The organism is Actinomyces sp. HMSC08A09, assembly GCF_001807465.1.
Classification (GTDB): domain Bacteria; phylum Actinomycetota; class Actinomycetes; order Actinomycetales; family Actinomycetaceae; genus Actinomyces; species Actinomyces oris.
This window is the reverse complement of the sequence record NZ_KV789081.1, coordinates 2,955-3,418: the sequence shown is the minus strand read 5'-3', so window position 1 is coordinate 3,418 and position 464 is coordinate 2,955. Positions and strand designations below refer to the sequence as shown.

Sequence of the window (464 nt, the reverse complement as noted above, 5' to 3'; positions counted from 1 at the left end):
CTACCTGCCCGGCCTCATCAAGGGCGAGGGCATCGACGGATCGAGGATCACGGTGCGTCAGCTCCTCCAGCACACCAGCGGACTACCCGAGTACACCGACACCACTCCCGGTAGCGGCGATATCTTCCAGATCAAGGATCACTACGCGCAACCGCGGGACCTGCTGGACACGGCTCTGAGTAAGCCGGCGGCCTTCGAGCCGGGGACGCAGTGGAAGTACACCAATACGAACTACATCGTGCTGGGGATGCTTGTTGAGCGGGTGTCTCAGCGGCCGGTGGGGGAGCAGATCGACCAGCGCATCGTCAAGAAGCTGGGGCTGTCCCACACCTACTTCCCGGCTCCGGGGGAGGAGAAGATTCGTGGTACTCACCCTCAGGGCTACCACCTCAGTACTGAGGGCAAGCTGGAGGATATTACCGAGATGGATCCGGCTTGGGGGTGGGCGGCTGGTGCGATGGTCT

The 464-nt window shown here is 62.5% G+C and carries 1 protein-coding gene; it reads left to right on the top strand.

The window, feature by feature from the left end:
- Positions 1-464 (top strand): serine hydrolase domain-containing protein (locus HMPREF3165_RS13565; protein ID WP_256274691.1); only part of this gene is annotated, 464 nt, incomplete at both ends.